22 protein-coding genes and 1 pseudogene are annotated in these 23,888 nt (G+C 32.4%); 15 read left to right on the forward strand and 8 right to left on the reverse strand.

Annotated features, from left to right (window positions below; genetic code table 11):
* From QZZ53_RS11215 to QZZ53_RS11245, 7 genes are all read right to left on the reverse strand, one after another.
* Positions 1–1,129, reverse strand: a 1,129-nt coding sequence (locus QZZ53_RS11215) for an aminotransferase class I/II-fold pyridoxal phosphate-dependent enzyme (RefSeq protein ID WP_296384644.1), incomplete at its 3' end; no start/stop codon positions are given.
* Between the two features lie 51 nt (positions 1,130–1,180).
* The gene (locus QZZ53_RS11220) at positions 1,181–1,957 is read right to left on the reverse strand and encodes a T9SS type A sorting domain-containing protein (RefSeq protein ID WP_296384645.1); all 777 of its coding nucleotides are present in this window, start codon (positions 1,955–1,957) and stop codon (positions 1,181–1,183) included.
* Positions 1,958–2,105: 148 nt separating this feature from the next.
* On the reverse strand, positions 2,106–3,512 hold the full coding sequence (locus tag QZZ53_RS11225) for an MATE family efflux transporter (protein WP_296384647.1): 1,407 nt from the start codon (positions 3,510–3,512) through the stop codon (positions 2,106–2,108).
* A gap of 168 nt (positions 3,513–3,680) precedes the next feature.
* The gene (gene ccsA, locus QZZ53_RS11230; RefSeq protein WP_296384649.1) at positions 3,681–6,974 is read right to left on the reverse strand and encodes a cytochrome c biogenesis protein CcsA; all 3,294 of its coding nucleotides are present in this window, start codon (positions 6,972–6,974) and stop codon (positions 3,681–3,683) included.
* 110 nt (positions 6,975–7,084) lie between these two features.
* Complete coding sequence (gene mscL / locus QZZ53_RS11235; protein WP_296384651.1) at positions 7,085–7,528, reverse strand: large conductance mechanosensitive channel protein MscL; 444 nt, start codon at positions 7,526–7,528, stop codon at positions 7,085–7,087.
* A gap of 35 nt (positions 7,529–7,563) precedes the next feature.
* Positions 7,564–8,085 (reverse strand): DUF2306 domain-containing protein, encoded by a 522-nt coding sequence (locus QZZ53_RS11240; RefSeq protein ID WP_296384653.1) that lies wholly within the window; start codon positions 8,083–8,085, stop codon positions 7,564–7,566.
* A gap of 125 nt (positions 8,086–8,210) precedes the next feature.
* Complete coding sequence (locus tag QZZ53_RS11245; protein ID WP_296384655.1) at positions 8,211–8,603, reverse strand: group III truncated hemoglobin; 393 nt, start codon at positions 8,601–8,603, stop codon at positions 8,211–8,213.
* Between the two features lie 70 nt (positions 8,604–8,673).
* On the opposite strand from QZZ53_RS11245, the gene QZZ53_RS11250 reads away from it, so the two are divergent.
* From QZZ53_RS11250 to QZZ53_RS11305, 12 genes are all read left to right on the forward strand, one after another.
* Positions 8,674–9,474, forward strand: a complete 801-nt coding sequence (locus tag QZZ53_RS11250; RefSeq protein WP_296384658.1) for a DUF2520 domain-containing protein — start codon at positions 8,674–8,676, stop codon at positions 9,472–9,474.
* The gene (locus QZZ53_RS11255) at positions 9,471–10,004 is read left to right on the forward strand and encodes an HAD hydrolase family protein (protein WP_296384662.1); all 534 of its coding nucleotides are present in this window, start codon (positions 9,471–9,473) and stop codon (positions 10,002–10,004) included. The genes QZZ53_RS11250 and QZZ53_RS11255 overlap by 4 nt, the downstream gene beginning before the upstream one ends.
* A gap of 5 nt (positions 10,005–10,009) precedes the next feature.
* Positions 10,010–10,324 carry a hypothetical protein gene (locus QZZ53_RS11260; protein ID WP_296384664.1) on the forward strand — a complete coding sequence of 105 codons (315 nt, stop codon included), beginning with the start codon at positions 10,010–10,012 and terminating at the stop codon, positions 10,322–10,324.
* Between the two features lie 8 nt (positions 10,325–10,332).
* Positions 10,333–11,262: a geranylgeranylglycerol-phosphate geranylgeranyltransferase gene (locus QZZ53_RS11265; protein WP_296384666.1), complete on the forward strand. Its 930-nt coding sequence runs from the start codon at positions 10,333–10,335 to the stop codon at positions 11,260–11,262.
* 20 nt (positions 11,263–11,282) lie between these two features.
* Positions 11,283–12,566 (forward strand): ectonucleotide pyrophosphatase/phosphodiesterase, encoded by a 1,284-nt coding sequence (locus QZZ53_RS11270; protein ID WP_296384667.1) that lies wholly within the window; start codon positions 11,283–11,285, stop codon positions 12,564–12,566.
* Between the two features lie 66 nt (positions 12,567–12,632).
* A complete protein-coding gene (locus QZZ53_RS11275) occupies positions 12,633–13,226 on the forward strand; it encodes a Maf-like protein (RefSeq protein ID WP_296384669.1) in 594 nt (197 codons plus the stop codon).
* 80 nt (positions 13,227–13,306) lie between these two features.
* Complete coding sequence (locus tag QZZ53_RS11280; protein WP_296384671.1) at positions 13,307–14,242, forward strand: septum formation inhibitor Maf; 936 nt, start codon at positions 13,307–13,309, stop codon at positions 14,240–14,242.
* 44 nt (positions 14,243–14,286) lie between these two features.
* Positions 14,287–14,808 (forward strand): mechanosensitive ion channel domain-containing protein, encoded by a 522-nt coding sequence (locus QZZ53_RS11285; protein WP_296384673.1) that lies wholly within the window; start codon positions 14,287–14,289, stop codon positions 14,806–14,808.
* A gap of 30 nt (positions 14,809–14,838) precedes the next feature.
* Positions 14,839–16,161: a DUF2235 domain-containing protein gene (locus QZZ53_RS11290; protein WP_296384675.1), complete on the forward strand. Its 1,323-nt coding sequence runs from the start codon at positions 14,839–14,841 to the stop codon at positions 16,159–16,161.
* 78 nt (positions 16,162–16,239) lie between these two features.
* Positions 16,240–18,762: a PIG-L family deacetylase gene (locus QZZ53_RS11295; RefSeq protein ID WP_296384677.1), complete on the forward strand. Its 2,523-nt coding sequence runs from the start codon at positions 16,240–16,242 to the stop codon at positions 18,760–18,762.
* A gap of 143 nt (positions 18,763–18,905) precedes the next feature.
* Positions 18,906–20,714: a sodium:solute symporter gene (locus QZZ53_RS11300; RefSeq protein ID WP_296384680.1), complete on the forward strand. Its 1,809-nt coding sequence runs from the start codon at positions 18,906–18,908 to the stop codon at positions 20,712–20,714.
* Complete coding sequence (locus QZZ53_RS11305) at positions 20,714–21,691, forward strand: Gfo/Idh/MocA family oxidoreductase (protein WP_296384681.1); 978 nt, start codon at positions 20,714–20,716, stop codon at positions 21,689–21,691. Before QZZ53_RS11300 ends, QZZ53_RS11305 begins: the two co-directional genes overlap by 1 nt.
* Positions 21,692–21,765: 74 nt before the next feature.
* Here QZZ53_RS11305 and QZZ53_RS11310 read toward each other — a convergent pair whose 3' ends face one another.
* A complete protein-coding gene (locus tag QZZ53_RS11310; protein ID WP_296384684.1) occupies positions 21,766–22,614 on the reverse strand; it encodes a DUF2911 domain-containing protein in 849 nt (282 codons plus the stop codon).
* Positions 22,615–22,780: 166 nt separating this feature from the next.
* Between QZZ53_RS11310 and QZZ53_RS11315 the strand changes: the two genes are divergently transcribed.
* From QZZ53_RS11315 to QZZ53_RS11325, 3 genes and pseudogenes are all read left to right on the forward strand, one after another.
* Positions 22,781–23,110, forward strand: a complete 330-nt coding sequence (locus QZZ53_RS11315; RefSeq protein ID WP_296384686.1) for a metalloregulator ArsR/SmtB family transcription factor — start codon at positions 22,781–22,783, stop codon at positions 23,108–23,110.
* A 24-nt stretch (positions 23,111–23,134) separates the two neighbouring features.
* On the forward strand, positions 23,135–23,605 hold the full coding sequence (locus tag QZZ53_RS11320) for a DUF6428 family protein (RefSeq protein WP_296384687.1): 471 nt from the start codon (positions 23,135–23,137) through the stop codon (positions 23,603–23,605).
* A 34-nt stretch (positions 23,606–23,639) separates the two neighbouring features.
* Positions 23,640–23,888, forward strand: a pseudogene (locus tag QZZ53_RS11325) (arsenite S-adenosylmethyltransferase); the annotation flags it as partial.

Here is a 23,888-nt window from a genome sequence, read left to right on the forward strand (position 1 = left end):
GCTCTATATCATCTTTTAAATCTTTTACTTCTTCAATTCCAACTGAAAAACGAATGAGTTGATCACTGATACCAATGGCATCGCGTTCTTCTTGAGTTAATAAAGCATGAGAAGTTAAATGAGGAGAAAGCATACTACTTTCAATTCCTGCTAAACTCATCGAAGGTTTTATGAGTTTTAATTGCTTTTGAAATTGACACGAGTCTAAATCATTTATCAATTCAAAAGATAACATAGCTCCAAAACCTTTCATTTGAGATTTAGCCAATTTATAATCTAGATGAGATTTTAGTCCAGGATAATACACTTTAGAAACCTTAGGGTGTTTATCTAACCATTTTGCCATTTTCATAGCGTTTTTTGTTTGCGATTTTACACGAAGTCCTAATGTTTTCATACTACGCTCCAGCATCCAAACGGTCATATCACTAAGACTTCCACCAAGATTTTTACCAACATTCCAAATACGTTCTATATGTTCTTCAGAACTAGCAACTGCACCAGCACAAATATCACTATGTCCACCAAAATATTTAGTCGCAGAATGCATAACCATATCAATCCCTAAATCCATAGGGTTTTGATTAATTGGAGATGCAAACGTATTATCCATAGATGTTAAAACACCTTTAGATTTTCCTAATTTAGCAATAGCCTTAATATCTGTAATAGTCATTAATGGATTTGAAGGAGTTTCGATATGAATAAGTTTTGTGTTTGGTTGAATAGCATCTTTAAAGTCATCATTAGAATAACCACTTGTAAAAGTGTATTCTATACCATACTTAGGGAATTCTTCCTTAATGAAATTAACCGTTCCTCCGTATAATGTATTTTGAACGACTAAGTGATCTCCTTGCTTTAAAAATGCCAAAAACATAGTACTAATTGCCGCCATACCTGAACCAAAAATCAATGCTGCTTCTGTATGTTCTAAAGCTGCGATTTTCTTTGACAAGAATTCTTGATTTGGTGTGTTAAAGTATCTTGGATATCGTTTTACATCTACATCCAAAAACTCATAGGACGAACTAAGGTACATTGGTGACACAGCACCTTTGAACTGTTCATCTTTAATTACACCAACATGAGTACATATTGTATTTAAACCAATTTTATTTTTTGACATTTCATTATAATTTATAGCTATAAATTTAATAACAATGCCTTAGTTATAAACCTAATCGGTGATACAAACTTTTGTAGAGTGTGAAAATGTATCTGAATTTATTTTAACTATATATATACCTTTAGATATAGTAGACGTATCTAAGGAATAACTTTTGTTGGTAATTTTTTCTTCAACCAGCTTTTTACCTTCCATATTATACAGGCTCAACGTTGTATCAGTAAAAATAGTTTTTCCATTAATATGCAATAAATCATTATGGTTTGAATGCCAAATTTTCAAATTACCTGACTCGTTATCATTTGTTGACAATAGACTATTATTACTTATTTCTATATGAGCCGAATTAGAAAATGTTATATAAAACCGATTGAGATATGTATTGGCAGAAAGGTTTTTATCAAAGTTAGTTTCATTCAAGAGTGCATAAGTATTAGATTCTAAATCATATAGATAGACGTCTATTTCGTTTTCAAAATTTTCTAATTCAGTAAGGGAAATTGAAATATCACCTGTGTTAGTAAGAAACATACCCAATGGATAATATTTATTTGAATTAAACGCACCAACACCTTGAATAATATAACGGCCATCATCAATAATCCAATTCAAATCATCTTCTAAATCGTCATTATTTAAAGCATCGTACCCATAATCAAAGCCATCAGAAGCAGAATTATCTGGAACAAAACCTAAAAGTAAATGTCTTGTATATCCATCTGTATTTTCAAAATCTATCCTAACACGTTGTATTTCGGATTGCGCCTGACTGAAGTTAATACAGAATAACAAAAATAAAAGATATGGTAATTTCGATATAGTTCTCATTAGATTTGGGAGGTTCATGATACTTATATTTTACTTTCGAAAAATACACTTTCCAAATCAATTAATCTATAAAAAGCATATTTTTACGACAAAATACACTTTTTATTAACATATGTGTCAGGCTTTTACTTTATTCTAAGAGTCTTAATTACACCTTAACGGATTTCCAATAGCCTTTTTTAAACCAGATAATTCCGATTACGGCTATTAGAACTTCTGCCAAAGTTATAGCCATAAAAACTCCGATTGGTCCTAAATCAAAAGTTACTGCTGTGATATAAGCAAATGGAAGTTGAAATAACCAAAAGCAAATAAAGTTAATCCACGTTGGTGTTTTTGTATCACCAGCTCCATTAAACGCATTAATTACTACCATACCATAACCGTAAAAAATATAACCTGCCGCAATAATTCTAAGGCATAAAGCTCCGTTTTTGACTACTTCCATTTCCTGAGTAAACCATGAAATAATTTGAGGTGCAAAAATCAAATAGATTACTGAAACCAATCCCATAAAAATGGCACTATACTTTCCTGTTTTCCATACAGAATCTTCTGCACGTTGTGGTTCTTGAGCTCCTAAATTTTGCCCAACTAAAGTTGCAGCAGCATTGCTCATTCCCCAAGCTGGCATTAATGTAAACATCATTACACGAATAGCAATAGTATAGCCTGCCAAAACCTCACTACCAAACTCACTCATAATTCGCATTAAAAACACCCAAGATGAAGTGCCAATTAAAAACTGACCAATACCACCAAGTGATACCTTAATAAGGTTAATCATTACGGCAACTCTAAGCACTATATCTTTGAGCTTCACTTTGATTTTACTCCAACCATAGAATAAAACTAATAGTTGAAATATTACAGCTGTACCTCTACCAATAGTTGTTGCAATCGCTGCACCTTCCACTCCATAAGCGGGAATTGGTCCAAAACCAAAAATAAACATTGGATCTAAAATAATGTTTAATCCATTTGATAATACTAAAGCCCACATGGCAATAGAAGCATCACCAGCACCTCTAAAAATAGCATTGATTAAGAATAGTAACATTATAGTTACGTTTCCTCCAAGTAATACTTGCGTATAACCATAACCCTCTGCAATTAGCTCTGGTTCTCCGCCCATTAATTGCAATATTTCTTTAGGATATAATATTCCTATAACACTTATAAAAGCTGCCACAATCACACCAAGAAAGATAACTTGTACAGCAGCTTGAGAGGCTCCTTTCTCATCTTGTTCACCAATCCTTCTGGCTACAATAGCAGTCGCTGCCATACTTAAACCTATAGCTACAGCATAAACTAAAGTGATTACTGATTCTGTTAAACCAATTGTTGCTACCGCATTAACACTAACCCTAGATACATAGAATATATCAACTATAGCAAAAATAGATTCCATGAGCATTTCCAAAATCATTGGAATTGAAAGCATAAAAACGGCTCTACGAATACTACCAGAAGTGAAATTTTGCTCTTTACCTGAAACAGCGATTTTAAAATATTTAAAAAATTGTTTTATTGAGATTTTATTGGATTGCATGACTTAAAAAATTTAATATACACATTAGTCAAACAAAAAACGTTTGACCATTGACATCGCAAGAAGAAGCGATAATTTTTTCCGAATATTATTAACTAAGCAATCATAATGACACAAATATGCGCATTATTTTTTGAAAAGCTAGTTTTAAAAGACAAAAATGCTAGTCTACTTTTTATAATAGATCTTATATTTTCTATAAGCTAAAAATGCTAGTACAGCAATAACACCAAGTGTAATAGCCGCAAATTGAAAACTCACTATTTGATCACCACTAGCATAAGCGTGCAGTCCAGACAAGTAGAAGTTAACTCCAAAATAAGTCATTAAAATACTTATGTAAGCTAAAACTGACATTAAATTATAAAACCATCGTCCTCTTAAACCTGGTACTAAACGCATGTGAATTACAAACGCATAAATCATAATACTAATAAGTGCCCAAGTTTCTTTAGGATCCCAACCCCAATAACGTCCCCAACTTTCATTTGCCCACATGCCACCAAGAAAATTACCTATAGTTAACATTACTAATCCAACCGTTAAAGCCATTTCATTAATGATAGTAAGCTCTTTGATGTTAATATCCATCTTGGCCTTATTCTTTTTATTAGTAAAAATCATAAGCAACAATGCAACAACACCTAAAATCATACCTAAAGTAAAAGGTCCATAACTCCCTACTATAACAGATACATGAATCATTAACCAATAGCCTTGCAAAACAGGTTCTAGATTTGCAATTGAAGGGTCCATCCAATTCCAATGAGCTATCATTAAAATCATTGATGTTACAAAAGCAGCTGCAGCAACAGTTATATCAGAAGATTTTCTTTGGAATAAACCATAAAACGGAATAACCATAGATGTAATCGTAGACCCTAAACTATTTTCTTTTGATTTCTTTTTCTCTGTGTTACGAGCTAATAGAAGACCAAATAACATCGTAGCCCAAGCTACATAAATCATTGATTCATAAGCATCACTCCATGGTGCATGGCCAGACAAATACCAACGTGCTATTAAACCTGTAGTATGTAGTACAAACAGGCCTACAATAATTCCGACTAAAACTTTAATAGTTAGATTTAATGCTTTGTTATAAGACATAAAAATCTGAACAATAATTAAAACAAATAACAAAGTACCTGCATACATGTACCAGCTAAATAACTTCTTAAAAATGTCGTATTTGTTATAAAGAATTTCTGTTTTTATTTTTTCTTCAGAAAGCATTATCTCTCCACCAAGTTTCTGTTGTGTTCTCTTAAAATCTTGTAATAATTTATCCGCATTTGTATAATCACCAGACTGCTTAGAGTTGTTTAAAGTCATTAGATAGTAACTAAATCCTTTACTCACAAAACCAGCATATAATGAATCCTTTAGAATATCTTTATAACCTTCTTGCTTATATTCAAAAGAAGAAATCCATTTGTTGTTTTCATCATTTGGAACAGGAAATATCTTAATAGATCTTCCTTCAATAGCATCAGATAATAGACTTAAGCGTCCATAAGTATCTTTTATCTCTTTCTGAAAACCATTAGGTACTTGGGCCTTAAACGATTCTTCAATATATGGGCCTAATTTATTTCTACCTTCAGGAGTGAAAAAGTCTAATAAGCTCACATATTCTTGGTTCTTATCTACACCAATTACTGTTCTTATAGAATCTGCTTTTCTAGGTGTTAAGTATATAACTGGCATATTATACCAAAGCATCGGACTTTCTTGAATGGATAAAAATATCTGCGTAGCATCCATGTCTTCGTAGACATCACTCTTACTTATCTTCCTCAACATTTCAGAAGCATAGGTGTGAATTGGCATCATACGACCACTATAATCTTGAATCACCATCTCAGCAAACTTATCAGTATGTGCCTTTGGTGTTATATTAGCTCTTAGTATAGAATCTAACTGTGTTTTTAGCGGCTTTTCTATGGCATGGTCATGTCCATCATTCGCAGAATGCTGTTGTTCTTGTGAAAAACCAGATATACTTAGAAATAAAGCAATCATGGTCATCATGTTAGCCTTCTTATTTTTCAACTTATTAAGGCGATTTCTTATATCATCGAAACGAGTGTTTTTAGCGAATAAAATTGCCATTAACCCAAAATACAATAGTAAATAACCTGCATAAGTAATATAAGTTCCCCAACGATCATGGTTTACAGATAGAACTGTCCCTTTTTCATCTGCATCAAAACTAGCCTGAAAGAACCTGTAACCTTTATGATCTAATATATGATTCATAAAAATATGATAATCAAAATCACCTTTCTCTTTATCTATTACAGTTACTTTACTTTCATAAGACGAATATGCTTTCTCAGTGCCAGGATACTTTTCAGCAATAAAATCATTAAGCTTTATTTGAAATGGTAATTCCTCTACTCTAGACCCATATTGTAATGAAATATCCAAGCCTCCAACATTAACATCTTCAAAACCATTATAGCTTCCTTTTCCTCCTAAAAGATTTACACTTTTGGTTTCCCCATTCGCCGTAATATTTAAAACAATACCGTCTTCATCATTTTTAAGAATCATTGGTTTTTTTACGACATCGAAAACACCTTTAACCACAGGCTTTGGAAAAACCAATTGCATATTCCCAATGATATAACGCGATCGTAACACTAAAGGTTGTAAACTATCCTTTACTAACCTGCCAGTATTACCTGTAGCCATAGTCATGTATTCACCTTCATATGGAGATTGAATAAAAATACCATCTTCTGTATTAGAAATATTAATAGCACCATCTTGATGCTTATTTAAAGAAACAAGAACATTATGCAAACTAGATGTTTCCCCTTCTTTTAAGAAATGATTATGAGGCCTACCATTTCCTGCTTCCACAACCTTAAGATAGCTTGTACCTGATTCATCTGGAATAATGTCTTTTTCAGCTCCTTTAATAAACTTTGTAAGTTTAAAATTTACTGGAGTATTATCGTAATCAATAGTTTCGTCAAAATCGTTGTCTAATCTTGGAGAAAAATCAACTTCTCGTTGAAAATTATAACGTTGTGCTACACCATCAATCTCATAATCACCAACGACATAAGCCGTAACATACGTTTTTTGAGAAAGAAACTGACTTTCGGTTGCGCCTTCTCTAATAGACATCATACCTTCATAACCTATGTATCGTGTTATAAAAGCACCTAGAAGAATAAAAATGAACGCTAAATGTAAAATTAAGGTTGCCCATTTTTCCTTTTTGTGTAATCGGAACCTAAAGATGTTACCAACAAAATTGATGACAAAAAAGACCATGATGGCTTCAAACCACCAAGCGTTATAAATTAATTGTCTAGTATATGGAGTTGGCGAGGTCTCCATGTTTCTGTCTAGTATAGTTCCTGTTGCCATAGCGACAGCAAAAACAATAAATAAAACAGCGGTAAGTCTGGTGGAGAATAGGAAATTAGCGATTTTCTTTTGCATAGCTACTGGCTTATTTTAAGCTCGCGCAAAGATAAGGTTTTTTGCCCATTTCCATAGGACTTTTAAACCTACAAAAGATGTTAAAATTATTAGAATAAAAATCAGGAGCTCTAAGCTTTCGCTTTAAGCAATTTATTCTGTTCTTCCATTAAGTCCTTTAAATCTGATAATAGCTCAATGTCCTTTGGAGTTACAACTGTCTTATCTTCGGTGTCCTGAGCTTTACTACGCAGTCTATTCATGAATTTTACAACTATAAAAACTGTAAATCCTATAATTAAAAAATCTAAAAACACCTCTATAAGTGCTCCATATGCAATTGCGACTTCATTTGTTGTTATTGTTCCCGTAGCATCTGAAATTGCATCTCTCAAAATCAATTTTTTATTTTGAAAGTTAACACCATCAGACAATAATGATAGCGGAGGTAATAACACTTGCTTAGCCAATACATCAATCACCTTATTGAATGCAGCACCAATGATGATACCAATAGCCATATCCATCATATTCCCTTTTACGGCAAATTCTTTAAATTCTTTGAGCAGTTTCATACGTTTTTATAATTAAGTTATATAAAAACGCAAAGTTAAAAAGATAGGCTTTTCTTATTAAGATTCTTAACAATAAAATAAGCTACAACAATATTAGGCATCCAACATAACCAAGCTACAATTCTATATGCCGGAACAAACGCGCCAAACAATTCACCTAAAATAGGCAGCCAAATTCGCAAAGTTACAGCTGAAAAACAGGCAGCATAGCTATAAATCATCATATTTTGATGCCTAGTAATCTGTCCTCCTTTTGCAAATCTATAGCCTTTAATTGTGGTGTATAACCATATCATTGCTAAAGACATAAAACCTAATTGACTTATCAATCCACCAGTTGCATAGAACGCTATATAAAGTCCACAAACACCACTGATTAAGACAGAAATTACATAAGACTTACCTATCAGCTTGTGAAACTTTAGGTTCTTTATTCTTAGCTTTTTATTAAATTGTAACCAACCAATTAACAACGCTAATCCTCCTAAAGTAATATGACCGTAAAAACCAACATTCCAAAAGACATCAGACAATAAATCAGCTGTTTTAGATCCCAACAAACCGAATTGTCTATCAATTACAAAGTAGATTATTGGATATAATCCAACAGCAACACAAAGTAGTCCAAAAATGTAATAGCCAATTTTTTTAAAATAGAGTTCATAGCAAACAAGTACACAAATTAACTAGTCGTTCTTGCTTCAAAAATCTTTAAATACAAAAATGTTCCCATTTTACGAGCACGACGTTTTGCATTTTCTGCATAATCACCTTCAAATAGTTCGTCAATAGTTTGAAACCATAAGTTTAACCATAAGCCAAAATGTAATTCTGTAATGCTATTATTATGGCCTGCATCCACTTTTACATGAGCTTCTAACGGATTGCCATAATACTTTGTTTTTAGAAATAAACTCGATTCCCAAAACGTAGTTAAATGCTCTAAATGTGCATCCCAATCTTTAATTGTCTCATTAAAAAATGGACCTAAGACCTCATCTTTTCTAACTTTTTCATAGAATTTAGATACTAATTGAAATACGTCTTCTCTATTCTTAATGTCTTTTTTACTCATATGCATCAAAGTTATTCTTTTAATCCCAATCTTGTTATCCTAGAATAAGAAATCTTAGTATTTTTACACTATGATATCAGTTGTATTACTTGGTGCTGGTAATGTTGCCACACATTTATATAAAGCTTTTTCAAAAGCCGAAAACGTTTCAGTGGTGCAATGGTATAATCGTACGCATTCATCAATTTTATCTTATGTAAATGAGGTTGATACTACAGATAATCTAGAAGAATTAAAAGAAGCAGATATTTACATCTTAGCAGTTAGTGATGATAGCATTGCTCAATTATCTCAAGATTTACCTTTTGAAAATAGATTAATCACACATACGTCTGGAAGCGTAGCTATGCACGACTTAGACAAAAAGAATAAAATCTCAGTCTTTTATCCTTTACAAACTTTTTCTGCAGCTGCAGATATAAACATTACTGAAGTTCCTATTTGTATTGAAGTCTACGAAAAAGAGAATCGTCAAATTCTAAAAGATTTAGCTAAAGCTATTGGATGCAAATCTCATAAAATATCTACCGAACAAAGGCAAAGCATACATTTAGCTGCTGTGTTTCTAAATAATTTTACTAATCAACTTTATAGAATTGGACATGAGATTTGTGAATCTAATAATTTAGAGTTCGATATTATGAAACCTTTAATTTTAGAAACAGCAAGAAAAATACAAAACATGTCACCATACATGGCACAAACTGGTCCTGCAAAACGCAACGATAAAAAAACTATAAAACGGCATTTAAAGCAAATAGAAAGCGAAGAGCACAAAGCTATTTACAAACTTCTTACAGCTTCAATAAAAAAGACACATAAATACAATTTACCTATAAACAGTGGTCAGAAAAAACGAAACAAACAATGAACGACGATAAAAGTTACAAAGAATACTTAGCAGATATCAATACCTTTATTTTTGATGTTGATGGTGTCCTCACAGACGGAACTATTACAATAACTACTGATGGTGAAATGTTACGCACTATGAATATTAAAGATGGGTTTGCTTTAAAAACTGCTGTTGATGCTGGTTTTAATGTCTGCATTATCTCTGGAGGTTCTAACGAAGGTGTTCGCAAACGCTTAGCTGGTTTAGGCATAAAAGACATATATCTAGGCGCACACAATAAGATTGAACAGCTTAATGAATATATGAGTATACACAATATCACAAAGCAACAAATGTTATATATGGGAGATGATATACCTGATTATCCTGTGATGAAACTAGTAGGTTTACCGTGTTGTCCTCAAGATGCAGTACCAGAAATAAAGTCTGTTTCTAAATACATTTCACACAAGAATGGTGGAAAAGGTGCAGTAAGAGATGTTATTGAACAAGTTCTTAAAGTACAAGATAAGTGGAATGGTAATTTTAATGCTAAATATGATTAAATAGTATGAGCCGTAGAAGCAGACGTCATAGCACAGGATTTGGGTATATCGGTTTTGGTAATAGTCAATCTACCTTTAACCAAAAATCTAGCACACCTTTTTCTGTTTATAAAGAAAAACTAGACCTAGAAGCACATCTGCATTACGAAATGGAATTTTTGCATAAAGACTTAAGCAAAGAAGACAAGCAAAAAATAAAAGATAAAATAAGAAAAGAGGAACGTCAACTTTTTATAAGAACTGCAATTATTAGTTTTTTCGTTTTTCTTGGCGTTTCCTACTTAGCATACTACTTAATAAAACAAATATTGTCTCACTAATCCCTTACATGACTCACTTTTTTAAATTAATCCGTTGGAAAAACCTAATTATGATTGCCCTTGTGCAATACCTAATTAAATATGCTTTACTTCTACCCTTTTTTGAATCTCATGGTGTAATTACAACTTTAAAACCTTTAGGCTTTGCCATTTTGGTAATAGCTACGGTTTTTATTGCAGCTGGAGGCTATGTGATTAATGATATTTATGATATTGAAACCGATAAGGTCAATAAACCAGATAAAGTCATCGTTGACCAACATATTAGTGAGAAAAATGCCTTAAGGCTATTTATTATTCTGAATGTTATTGGAGTTGGTTTAGGTTACTATTTATCTAATGGCATTGGTCAATCAGGCTTTTTTGTCATATTCATTATTGCTTCTGCACTACTCTACATTTACTCCTCTTACCTAAAACAAATGCTTTTAATTGGCAATATTGTTGTTTCATTGGTCGTGTCTCTATGTATCTTATTAGTTGGTGTTTTTGAATTATTACCAGCTATTAGCGAAGCAAATAGATCAGTGCAAATCACTTTCTTCAAGATTATCTTAGACTATGCCATTTTTGCTTTTATGATTAACTTAGTTAGAGAATTAGTCAAAGACATTGAAGATATCGATGGAGATCACAAAGCTGGTATGCAAACACTTCCAATCGTATTAGGCAGAGAACGTGCCAATAAAGTAGTATTTGCATTGTCATTGATTCCTTTAATCTCAGTAATCTATTATGTGGTTACACATTTATTTAAGCAAACAGAGATCGTTGGTTATTTTTTGGTTTTCGTTATTGCTCCTTTGATTTATATCAGCATCAAGTTATTTAGTGCAGAACAAAAATCGCATTACAAACATATCAGCTTAATACTAAAGCTAGTAATGCTATCAGGAATGTTATCTTTATCACTTTATAATTTTATTTTAAAGTTTTAAATAATCTAAAAGGTAAAAAAATGAAAAGAAATTTTATAAATGGCTTTTTTTTAATTTTAGTTGCAATAATCTTATCTTCTTGTAAACCAAGTTCTAACTTAATAGAATCAACATCAACTATTAATTCAAAAAAGTCACTTAAAAAACCATATGTAATATTAATCTCTCTTGATGGTTTTCGCTGGGATTATGTAGAAAAGTATAAACCACCACATTTAAGCAACTTTATCAATAGTGGCATAAAGGCAGAATCGCTAATCCCATCGTTCCCTTCAAAAACATTCCCTAACCATTATACTATCGCTACAGGTATGTATCCTGATAAGCATGGTATTTTAGGTAATTCATTTTATAGTAACAAAAAGAATGTGACCTATCGGATAAGAAATCGAGAAATGGTTGAAGATGGCAGCTTTTATGGAGGCTCTCCTATTTGGTTAGAAGCCGATAAAGCTAGTATGGTTTCTGCAAGCTTCTTTTTTGTAGGCAGTGAAGCAGATATCCAAGGTATAAGACCAACTTATTACAAAAAATATGATGGCAAAATAAAGAACGAAGATCGAGTATCTGAAGTTTTAGATTGGTTGAATCTACCAAAATTAAAAAGACCACATTTAATTACTATGTACTTTTCTGATATGGATGATACAGGACATAGATATGGGCCAAATAACGATGAAAAGTTAAAAAAAGCACTTTTAGATTTAGATAGTAATTTAGGTTCTTTATTTAAAGGAGTAAAAGCGACTGGCTTACCAGTAAACATCATAATTGTTTCTGACCACGGAATGGCAGATTTATCTACATCTAATTTAATACCCATAGAATCTATAAAAAATGATAGTATGTTTTTAACGATTGATAATGGATCTATTGTAAATATTCATCCAAAAAAGAATATTAAGATCGACTCTGTATTTCAATATTTGAAGCAAAGGGAAACACATTTTAAAGTTTATAAAACTGAAAATACACCAGGTTTTGAATACAAACCAAAAAATAAAGATTGGGGAACAATTCAATTAATTCCCGATTTCGGTTATTACTTTTCCTCTAAAAGGCGTATATCTTCATTATTAGAAAATAACGTAAAGACTATTGGTGTGCATGGTTATGACACTAAACACAAAGATATGCACGGTATATTTTATGCAAATGGCCCTGCTTTTAAGAATGGCTATACGGCAGCTTCAATAAAAAACATTCATATCTATCCATTAATGTGTAAGCTGCTAGAATTAAATATTCCTGATAATATAGATGGTGATTTAAACCAAACAAAAAACACTTTAAAAACCAATTAACTTAACTAAAACACTTTGAACACAGTTTCTATAAATCATTTCGTCATTTATAATATTTAACATAAAATGCTAAAAGAAAAACTCAAAAATTTCAATATCATTTTGGCATCAGCTTCGCCACGTCGTCATGCGTTTTTTAAAACTATGGATTTAGATTTTGAAATTCGACTAAAGCCAGTTGATGAAGTCTATTCAAAGGATCTAAAAGGAGATGAAATCACAGATTACTTAGCCAAACTAAAAGCTGAGCCTTTTATTGAAAATCTTAAAAATAAAGACATTCTAATTACCAGTGATACTATTGTTTGGCTTAATGGCAAGCCTATTGAAAAACCAAAAGACGAAGAAGATGCTTTTGTAATGATAAAATCTTTAAGTAATACCACTCATGAAGTTGTTACTTCTATTTGTTTCACTCAAAGGTCCAAACAAAAAGTAGTTAACACCATCACCAAAGTGACTTTTAAAGCGCTTACTGATGATGAAATATGGTACTACGTAAAAAACTACAAACCACTTGACAAAGCTGGCGCTTATGGTATCCAAGAATGGATTGGTGCTATTGGTATTACAAGTGTTGAAGGCTCATACAATAATGTCGTTGGTCTACCTACTCATTTGCTATACGAAACGTTAAATACCATTGCTGAAGGAGCTTAGAATTGTAACTTTGTAATATTCAATTAAGCCTCATTATTTTGTCATTCTGAACTCGTTTCAGAATCTTAAATACCGTAGTTATGACTAAGATTAATAAAATCATTCTTCTAATCGGAATTATCACGTTTCCTCTACTAAATTCTTGCAAAGAAAACAAAACCGAAATCTCAGAAACTCTGGCAATTTCAGAACCTGAAACTGAAATATTAGCACCAAAAACAGTGCTGTCAAATAAGTTCAATGATTACTGGTACAATGGAGAGGCAGAAATAACGTCCTACAAATTAGAACAGGCACGCTATGGAGAATTAAGAGATGGTAAGGCTGTATTGGTATTTGTTACAGAAGACTTTCTTCCAGAAATTCAAGTAAAAGCAGATAATTATAGCGAGAAGAATACACCAATTTTAAAGTTAAATGCTACTAAGAATTTCAATACAGGTATTTATCCATATTCTATAATGCAAAGCACGTTTTACCCTGTAACAAATAATCAACCTGCATTAAAAATTTCGGCTTCTGTACAAGAATGGTGTGGACATGTATATACACAACTTAATAGTCGTGAGAACTTTGAAGTGATATCACATTCCTATTTTCAAAATGAAGCAGATCAAGCTTTCAACATAGAAAAAACTTGGACAGAAAACGAAATATGGACAAAACTACGTATCGATCCACAAAGTCTTCCTGTTGGAGAAATTGATATTATTCCCTCTTTAGAATCTTTAAGATTAAGCCATAAAACAATTAAAGCTTATAATGCAATTGCAAATTTAGACAATGGAACTTATATGCTATTTTATCCAAAATTAAACAGAGTACTAAAAATTAATTTTAATACCAATTTTCCTTATGACATATTAAGTTGGGAAGAAATTATAGTTAGTGGTTATGGAGCTTCTGCAAAAACATTAACAACCAAAGCTAGTAAATTAGAATCCATTAAATCTGCCTATTGGAGTAAAAACCATAATGCAGATGAGACTATGAGAAAAACACTTTTATTGGAATAATTTTAAAGCACTACTAATTATATTTGTATTGTAAAGTACCTATTATGTCAAACTTTCTTGCAGTTTATAGAACTGAAATTATAAACACCATTATTGTCTTTGGTGTTTTGTTTTTAATACAGTTCATTATTCGTTTTATTAATAGACGTATTTCTAGTTCTAAAGGTAAGAATTTGGGACGTATTAGGTTGATAGGTCGTTATGTTACACTCACCTTTTTATTAATAGCGCTATTAATTGAAGCCTTTGTGCTTGGTGTAAAAATAGATGACCTTGTTGTTGTTTTTTCTTCAGTGTTTGCCGTTATAGGCATTACTCTATTTGCAAGTTGGTCTATTCTTAGTAACGTCACCTCTGGTATTGTGATGTTCTTCTCCTTTCCATACAAAATTGGAGATAGAATACATATTCATGACAAAGATCACGAAATCATAGGCGTCATAGAAGACATTCGTTCGTTTCAGCTACATTTACGCAAGGACAATGGAGAACTTATAACCTATCCCAATAACCTATTGTTACAAAAAGCTGTTTCACTTATAGAAAAAGATGCGTTTGATAAATAAATTTTATAATTTAGGACAAACCAACATTTTATGCATAACTCCCAGAAAATTTGTATTCTTTTTATGGTTATTCTTGCTATTTCATGCAAAGCAATTCCACCAGAAATTAATATTCCAGACCCTTATAAGAAGGCCAAGGACATTGCAGTCTTTATAGACGGAACTGCTTTTATGCCATCTGATAGCAGTAACATCTACAAGCTTAATCAAAATCTTAAACAGCGAAAAGACATTTTATCCTTTTATACTGTTGGTGTTGGTGCTGGACCAGATGCTAAAAGTTTTGGGCAGTTTTTAGGCGTAGGACTTTCTAAAGATGTACAAAATACATATCGTTTTATTTGTCAGAACTATAGTAAAACTAGAGACGACCGAATTCATCTTTTTGGTTTTAGTCGTGGTGCATACACTTGTAAAGTTTTAACTAATCTAATTCACACTGCTGGAATTTTGAACTTAGAGGTTTTACAGAATGAAAAACTACAACGTAAACTCATAAAGAAACTATACAAAGCTTATCTCAGCAAAAAAACTGCAGAAGAACGTAAACAAGATATTAGTGTTATAATTGCCAATTGGGAAAAGAAGTTAAATATTAAAATTAAACGTCGTCTTAATGTCGAAATAGAAACCTTAAATCTTTTTGATACTGTTGAAGCATTAGGTGTGCCAGATAATAGTTTTAATCCATGTTGCCCAAACAAAAACCATTTAGAACAATTCTGCAATGTCAAAAAAGTGAATCACGCTGTATCTATCGATGATAATAGAGCACGCATCTTTACACCTATTCTAGCATCTTGTTCATGTATTTCGGATTGCAAGAATAGAACTTTAGATGATTTTGTTAATGAAGTTTGGTTTGCAGGAGCTCACTCTGACGTTGGTGGAGGCTACAAAAACGAAAAAGGCGAAATGGATGATGATTTAGCTCAAATTCCATTAAAATGGATGATGAATAACTTTTTAAAATACAATCTATTTAAAAACGACCTTCTCATCAATGAAATAAATGTTAACGGTAAAGTCCACGATGCTGAGATCGATTATGGACCAGCTTTTAAAAGACGTAATCGTCATATATATAAGTATCACAAGTATATTTCTGAATACAACAATGGAAAATATAAAATTCATCGTTCGGTAATTCAACGTTTAGAAAATGGTCTAATTCCAATTTTTAAGCATTACGAACGTCAAAATGAAAGTACAGACGAAAGCGGCAAACATTTACACACTCAAAATTGCAGTAAAGATTGGTTTGAAGATAAACCATTTGACAAATGTTTTAGAAAAACAGACAAAGGATACCAATTTTTAGAAACTTGCGATAGCATTGAAGTTGTGGATTAAGGACGTTAAACAAAACCTAAAAAAATAATATAAGAAAGTAACTTCCCTATATTTGGAAAGCAACTAACTAATAACCTCATGTACCTAATTAGACTCTGTCTTTTGCTTTTTCTAAGCACAACATTTTCATTACAAGCGCAACAACCAAAAAAACTTAATTCTTCAGAAATATACGAAGCCGTCCAAAAACTCAATGTTTTAGGATCAGTCCTGTACATTGCTGCACATCCAGATGATGAGAATACACGTCTAATCTCATACATGTCTAACCAAGTTAAAGCACGTACAGCCTATTTATCGTTAACACGTGGTGATGGAGGTCAAAATTTAATTGGCCCAGAAATAAGAGAGCTTTTAGGAGTGATTAGAACTCAAGAACTATTAGCTGCCAGACGTGTTGATGGTGGAGAACAACGTTTTACAAGAGCCAATGATTTTGGGTATTCTAAGCATCCGGACGAAACCCTAGAAATCTGGAATAAAGATGATGTTCTTGCTGATGTTGTTTGGGCAATTAGAGAATTTAAACCAGATATCATTATCAATCGTTTTGACCACAGAAGAGCTGGAAGAACTCATGGTCATCATACAAGTTCTGCGATGCTAAGTATGGAAGCTTTTGATTTAGCTAATGACGCTACAAAATACAGTTCGCAATTAGAATTAACCGAAACTTGGCAACCCAAACGCCTATTCTATAACACCTCTTGGTGGAGATATGGTAGTCGAGAAGAATTTGACAAAGTAGATAAAAGCAACATGCTTAATTTTAATATTGGAGTCTATTATCCGAGTAAAGGCATGTCTAACAACGAAGTAGCTTCCCTTGCAAGTAGTTCTCATTTATGTCAAGGTTTTGGTCGTTTAACAACTCGTGGTGAACAACAAGAATATATCGAATTCTTAAAAGGTGATCCTTTAAAAGATAACAATGATGATGTATTTGCTGGTATCGACACCTCTTGGAACAGAATTGAAGGAGGACAAGCTATCGAAACGATTATGTCTTCAATTGAAAACAACTTCAATTTTGTAAATCCATCTTCTCACTTACCACAACTACTAGAAGCATACAAACTGCTTCAAAATGTAAAAGATAAGCACTGGAAAACCATTAAAACTAAAGAACTCAAAACTATTATTGAAGCCTGTACTGGTTTATATTTAGAAGTTTCAGCAACGAGTCCTCAAGCATCACCAAATTCTAATGTTGAGCTTAAGATGGAAGTTTTAAATCGTAGCAAGGCAAAAATCAATTTGGTATCATACAATCTGTCAACACTTCAAAATGGAATAGCTAAAAACATGGAGTTACCAGCGAATCAACGTTTAAATTTTGAAGAAGGTATTACCATTCCTAATAATATGGCTTACACTGCACCTTATTGGCTAAATACTCAAAGTACGCTTGGTATGTACAGTGTAGAATATCAAGATTTAATTGGCTTACCAGAAACACCAAGAGCCGTTTTTGTAGATTTTAACTTGAATATTGAAGGTACACCAATCACAATTACAAAACCCGTTGTGTATCGCTATTCTAAACCAGATAAAGGAGAGTTATACAGACCTTTTGAAATCATTCCTGAAGTATCAGCGAGCATTAGTGATGAAGTCTTCATTTTTGAAAATGACCAACAAAAAGAAATAGAAATCAAAGTGAAAGCAGGTAGAGGCAATATTGATGGTTATGTACAAATGGCATATCCAAATGACTGGAGCGTTTATCCTCAAAAACAAAAGATTGATATTGCTAATAAAGGAGATATTCAGAAAGTCGTATTTACCATAATTCCACCTAAGAATAAGAGTGACGGATTAATTACGCCAATGGTGAATCTTAATGGCGAATTCTTTACAGACGAGTTAATCGAAATCGACTATGCTCATATTCCGTTTCAAACAGTTTTAATGCCAAGCGAAAGTAAAGTAGTACGTTTAGATATAGAAAAACGTGGTAATAATATAGGCTATATTGAAGGAGCTGGCGATGTGGTTCCAGAGAGTTTACGTCAAATAGGTTATAATGTTACCATCATAAAACCAGAACAAATTTCGCCCGAAAACTTATTTAATTTCGACGCTATTGTTGTTGGGATTAGAGCCTATAATATAGTGGATGAGTTAAACTTTAAACAAAAATTCTTACTCGATTATGTAAAAGAAGGAGGGAATCTTGTTATTCAATACAATACTAGCAGACGACTAAAAGTAGATAATCTTGCTCCTTACGATTTAAAATTATCGAGAGATAGAGTCACTGACGAAAATGCCTTAGTCAGAATTTTAGAACCAAACCACCCTATTCTTAATTTTCCTAACAAAATCACCACCCAAGATTTTGAAGGCTGGGTACAAGAACGCGGTTTGTATTTCCCAAACGAATGGTCAGAAGAGTTTACACCATTACTTGCTGCAAACGACAAAGGAGAATCTTCAAAAGAAGGTGCTTTGCTTGTCGCTAAGTATGGAAAAGGTAATTATATCTATACTGGCTTGAGCTTCTTTAGAGAATTTCCGGCTGGTGTTTCTGGAGCTTATCGATTATTTGCCAATTTACTTTCTGCAGGAAAAGAAGATAAAACACAACTAAAAAACTAACGACTAACAACTGATTAATATGCACAACCAAGATCAACCACAAGAGAAACAAAAATGGAACAAAATGTACACTATTGTATTATTAGCTAACGCTTTATACATCGTACTCTTTTATTTTATAACCGCATCATTCGCGTAAACTTATGCAGCAAACTTTAGATTGGATTGATTGGACAGTTTTAATTACCACCTTAGCAACAATTGTTGGTTATGGTACATGGAAAACCAGAGGTCAAAAAAACGCACAAGATTATATTAAAGGTGGTAACTCAAGCAAATGGTGGACCATAGGATTGTCTGTAATGGCAACTCAAGCAAGTGCAATTACATTTCTATCTACTACTGGCCAGGCATTTTCTGATGGTATGGGTTTTGTTCAATTCTACTTTGGACTACCAATCGCCATGGTAATTATATGCTTAGTGTTTATTCCACTCTATCATCGTCTTAAAGTTTATACAGCCTACGAATTTCTTGAAAATCGATTCGATTTAAAAACACGAAGTCTTACAGCTATTCTATTTTTAATTCAACGCGGATTAGCTGCCGGAATTACAATTTTTGCTCCAGCTATTATCCTTTCTGTTGTATTAGGTTGGAATATTGTAACACTAAATATCGTCATTGGAGTTTTAGTAATTATCTATACAGTTTCTGGTGGAACTAAAGCTGTAACTGTAACTCAGAAGCAGCAGATGTTCGTGATTTTTGCTGGCATGCTTGCTGCGCTATTTATAATCATAAATTTAATTCCTGATGAGGTTTCATTTACAGATGCTATTGATATTGCAGGAGCTACTGGACGAATGGAAGTCTTGGATTTCTCATTCGATTTAGAAAATAGATACACTGTTTGGTCAGGACTTATTGGAGGTACATTTTTAATGCTTTCATATTTTGGCACAGATCAAAGTCAAGTACAACGTTATCTTTCTGGTAAATCTATGAAAGAAATGCAAATGGGATTACTCTTTAATGGCTTATTAAAAGTGCCTATGCAATTCTTTATTCTATTGGTTGGTGTAATGGTATTTGTGTTTTATCAATTTAATCCATCTCCTTTAAACTTTATTGATGCGTCTACGCAAACTGTTTTAACTTCAGAATATGGAGACGACTATAGAGCGCTTCAAGATAAACAAACAGTATTATTTTCTGAAAAGCAAAAACTAAGCTTAACCCTTGCTAAAAATGATAACCCAGAAGCAAAACAACAACTTTTTGTATTAGATAGTATTGAAAAATCCTATCGATTAGAATCTAAATTCTTAATAAAAAAAGCAGTTGATCAAGACTATACTGTAGAATACAACAAACTTCAAAAAGAAGTTGAAGCATTACAATCTAGTTCAGAAAGTGAGGCCTATTTAACAAAATCAGCTGAACTGACAGCACTTTATAAAGATTCTGCAAAAGACACACAAACCAACGACAGAGATTACATGTTCATTCGGTTTATATTAAACAATTTACCTAAAGGACTTATTGGCTTATTACTAGCTGTTATTTTATCTGCTGCTATGTCCTCAACAGCTTCTGAAATTAATGCATTGGCAACTATTACCTCTATTGATTTATATGGACGAAATCAAAAAGAAGAAAAAGGTGATGCACATATGGTAAAAATGACCAAATGGTTTACGTTTGGTTGGGGAATTATTGCTATTATTATCGCCTGTTTTGCAAATCTTGCAGAAAACTTAATTCAGTTAGTGAATATTATAGGCTCTATATTTTATGGAAATGTATTAGGTATATTTTTATTAGCATTCTTTTTCAAACACATTAAAGGCAATGCAGTGTTTGTAGGAGCTCTAATCACTCAAGCCATTGTTGTTATGGGTTGGTGGTTTGATTGGATGCCTTATTTATGGCTAAATCTATTTGGTTGTGTAGTTGTTATTTTCATGGCACATGTTCTACAACCTTTATTACCTAAAAAATTGACGTAGTGAATTCTAAAATCATTAATTGGGGAATTATTGGAGCTGGTAAAATAGCTTCAAAATTTGCCACAGATTTAAATTCAGTATCAAATACTAATCTCTATGGTATTGCTTCAAGAGACGTCGAAAAAGCCCAAAGTTTTGCTTTAGAATTTGAAGCAAATAATGCATATGGTAATTATGAAGCTTTAGCTTTAGATCCGAATATAGATGCTATTTATATTGCAACTCCTCATAGCTTTCATAAAGCACATACTCTCTTATGCTTAAATCATAAAAAACCTCTATTATGCGAAAAACCATTCGCTATGAATTTGGAAGAAGTGAACGTGATGATCCAACTTTCAAAGAATAATAATACACTTTTAATGGAAGCAATGTGGACGGCTTTTCTTCCTCATTTTCAATATGCAAAAGATTTATTGAATAAAAACCATTTCGGTAATATTATAAAACTTGAAGCTGACTTTGGATTCTTTCCTAAATATGATGAAAACTCTAGAGTTTTCGACAAATCTATTGGTGGAGGCAGTTTACTAGATATTGGTATTTATCCCGTTTTTGCTGCTTTATCAATATTAGGAAAACCAAATTCTGTTGAAGCCAATGCTGATTTTTTCCCTTCTGGAGCAGATTCAGAATGCAATATCGTTTTTCATTATGATACTGCAGAAGCTATTTTAAAAAGTACGCTTCTAGAAGAAACAAAAACAGAAGCCGTTTTTTATTGCGAAAATGGAATTATTAAAATCAACAGTCGTTTCCATGAACCATCATCAGTCAAACTAATAGATAAGTTTGGTAATTCTGAATTGAAAAGCTTCGATTATAATACTATAGGTTATAGTTACGAAATAGAACATTTCAACCAATTGATTAGAGATGGTAAAACTGAAAGTGATCTTATGACTTTTGAGCGAAGTCAACAACTCATACATACATTAGATAAAATTAGAAAATTGATTAATCTAGTTTACAAATAAAGCAAAAAACGCAACTCAATGAGTTGCGTTTTTTGTTCTAATTATCCAAGTGCAAAGCACTCTAGATTTCTATTTTACATTCCTCCCCATTCTTTTAGAGAGTCTTCATTCATCTTTACATAGTCAGCATTTTCTGCTTTTGTAGCACCATCTAAAGATTTTTTAGCTGCAGCAATTGCACCTTTTTTATCTCCGTTAGCTGCATGTATTAAAGATTGTTGTCTTAAATACCAAAAACGTGGCTTGTCTTTAGTCATATCAACAGCTTTATCGATCCATTCCATAGCTGTTTTCAAATCTTTATTACTTTGTAAGTTATAAACTGCAGCTGAGTAATAATCATTTGCTGAAGGACCAGCCATAGTCTTCTCAATTGAAGCAGTTACACCAGCATCTGTTGGTACTTCAATCTTAACACCAACATAAGTGTTTTCCCATATAAATCCAACTACAGCCGAATCATTTGTTAAATTATCAAAACCAATAGACCATGTCTCTATATCCATTGGCAACGCATAAGTCTCAGAAGAAACTTTTGCAGCGACTTTACTATCGTCCCATTTTTGAGGTGTTCCCCAATTTTCAGTATCAGAGTAAAATACAATGTCCCAAGATTTTTCGTTAGGTGAAACAAAAATAGCATAAGCACCAGCTTTTAACTCGTTATCACCAATAACTACATCACTACTAAAAATAATCATAGTATTTTTGTTAGCTCCTGCTCTCCACATTTTACCATAAGGCACTAATTCTCCAAATATTTTTCTACCCTTCATACTTGGTCGAGAATATTCTAAAGTCACGTCTGTTAATCCAACCTTCTGCTCTATCTTAGTGAAAGGACTAGGCTGCGGTGTTTCAATCTGTGCATTAACCGAAAACATTAAAGTTAGGGCAAATGCAAAAAGTACTAATTTCTTCATTTTGTCTAGTGTTAAGTGTTTGTTTTTAATCTGCCATAAATTTACAACTTAACAAAAGCGATATATGTTAAGGAATCCTTAAAAGAAAAAACAGAGGATTAATGACAAGATATTTGGCACATATTAATTATTAATCGTAATATTGCAATATAATAATATATTAGCGATGGGATTAACAAAAAGTGAAATATTTACAGATCAGCAAAATCTGATATCAGTTATTGCTAAAGCATTTGGGCATCCTGCTAGAGTCGCAATATTACAATACCTATTTAAAGCAAATTCTTGCATTTGTGGTGATTTAGTTGATGAAATAGGCTTAGCCCAACCAACAATCTCACAGCATTTAAAAGAACTAAAAAATATTGGACTAATAAAAGGAAACATAACTGGTACAAGTATATGCTATTGTATAGACAAGGACAATTGGTCTAATATGAAAACTATCATTTTAGAATTTTTAAATCAAGATTTAATAGACAACAACTGTTGTTAATTCAATTATATAAACTTTTACATTATGAAATTATCAGAAATAAAATCAGAATTAAATCAATTAGAAACTATTGCGTTTCAATTACCTAACGGTACACTTGTCCCAAACCATTTTCATGTCACAGAAGTTGGAAAAGTCTCAAAACACTTTATTGATTGTGGTGGTACAGTAAGAAATGAAGAGGTTGTAAACTTTCAACTTTGGGAAGCAAATGACTATGACCATAGGCTACATCCTGAAAAACTACTAAACATTATTGAACTTTCAGAAAAAGTTTTAAGCATTAATGATTTGGAAATTGAAGTAGAATATCAAGGTGATACTATTGGCAAATATAGCTTAGATTTTGATGGTAAAAACTTTTTACTAACAACAAAAGAAACAGCATGTTTAGCACAAGATGCATGTGGTATTCCGAATGAAAAACCTAGAGTAAAACTATCAGACTTACATAACGCTTCACCTAGTTGCGCACCAAATTCTGGCTGCTGCTAGTTAAATACATTTTATTAACTTAAAAAAACATCAAATGAAAACTGAGCAAGAATTAAAAACCATAGTAAAAACAAAATACACAAATATTGCTAAACAAGGTAAATCAGAAAATGACTTGTCTTGCTGTGGTGGTGCTACACCAACCAATAAAGTTTATAACATTATGATGGACGACTATTCTGAAACAGATGGTTACGTTAGTGATGCTGATTTAGGTCTAGGATGTGGACTTCCTACACAATTTGCTCAAATTAATAAGGGAGATACTGTAATTGATTTAGGC

It is taken from the genome of Winogradskyella sp. (genome assembly GCF_016744625.1).
GTDB lineage: Bacteria > Bacteroidota > Bacteroidia > Flavobacteriales > Flavobacteriaceae > Winogradskyella.

Bases quoted from the DNA above. Each gene is read 5' to 3' on its own strand.
- QZZ53_RS11295 (WP_296384677.1), top strand. From the start codon at position 16,240: ATGTACCTAATTAGACTCTGTCTTTTGCTTTTTCTAAGCACAACATTT.
- QZZ53_RS11310 (WP_296384684.1), bottom strand. From the start codon at position 22,614: ATGAAGAAATTAGTACTTTTTGCATTTGCCCTAACTTTAATGTTTTCG.
- QZZ53_RS11275 (WP_296384669.1), top strand. From the start codon at position 12,633: ATGCTAAAAGAAAAACTCAAAAATTTCAATATCATTTTGGCATCAGCT.
- QZZ53_RS11220 (WP_296384645.1), bottom strand. From the start codon at position 1,957: ATGAGAACTATATCGAAATTACCATATCTTTTATTTTTGTTATTCTGT.
- QZZ53_RS11260 (WP_296384664.1), top strand. From the start codon at position 10,010: ATGAGCCGTAGAAGCAGACGTCATAGCACAGGATTTGGGTATATCGGT.
- QZZ53_RS11270 (WP_296384667.1), top strand. From the start codon at position 11,283: ATGAAAAGAAATTTTATAAATGGCTTTTTTTTAATTTTAGTTGCAATA.
- QZZ53_RS11280 (WP_296384671.1), top strand. From the start codon at position 13,307: ATGACTAAGATTAATAAAATCATTCTTCTAATCGGAATTATCACGTTT.
- ccsA (WP_296384649.1), bottom strand. From the start codon at position 6,974: ATGCAAAAGAAAATCGCTAATTTCCTATTCTCCACCAGACTTACCGCT.
- QZZ53_RS11225 (WP_296384647.1), bottom strand. From the start codon at position 3,512: ATGCAATCCAATAAAATCTCAATAAAACAATTTTTTAAATATTTTAAA.
- QZZ53_RS11245 (WP_296384655.1), bottom strand. From the start codon at position 8,603: ATGAGTAAAAAAGACATTAAGAATAGAGAAGACGTATTTCAATTAGTA.
- QZZ53_RS11315 (WP_296384686.1), top strand. From the start codon at position 22,781: ATGGGATTAACAAAAAGTGAAATATTTACAGATCAGCAAAATCTGATA.
- QZZ53_RS11265 (WP_296384666.1), top strand. From the start codon at position 10,333: ATGACTCACTTTTTTAAATTAATCCGTTGGAAAAACCTAATTATGATT.
- QZZ53_RS11320 (WP_296384687.1), top strand. From the start codon at position 23,135: ATGAAATTATCAGAAATAAAATCAGAATTAAATCAATTAGAAACTATT.
- QZZ53_RS11300 (WP_296384680.1), top strand. From the start codon at position 18,906: ATGCAGCAAACTTTAGATTGGATTGATTGGACAGTTTTAATTACCACC.
- QZZ53_RS11290 (WP_296384675.1), top strand. From the start codon at position 14,839: ATGCATAACTCCCAGAAAATTTGTATTCTTTTTATGGTTATTCTTGCT.
- QZZ53_RS11285 (WP_296384673.1), top strand. From the start codon at position 14,287: ATGTCAAACTTTCTTGCAGTTTATAGAACTGAAATTATAAACACCATT.
- QZZ53_RS11255 (WP_296384662.1), top strand. From the start codon at position 9,471: ATGAACGACGATAAAAGTTACAAAGAATACTTAGCAGATATCAATACC.
- mscL (WP_296384651.1), bottom strand. From the start codon at position 7,528: ATGAAACTGCTCAAAGAATTTAAAGAATTTGCCGTAAAAGGGAATATG.
- QZZ53_RS11250 (WP_296384658.1), top strand. From the start codon at position 8,674: ATGATATCAGTTGTATTACTTGGTGCTGGTAATGTTGCCACACATTTA.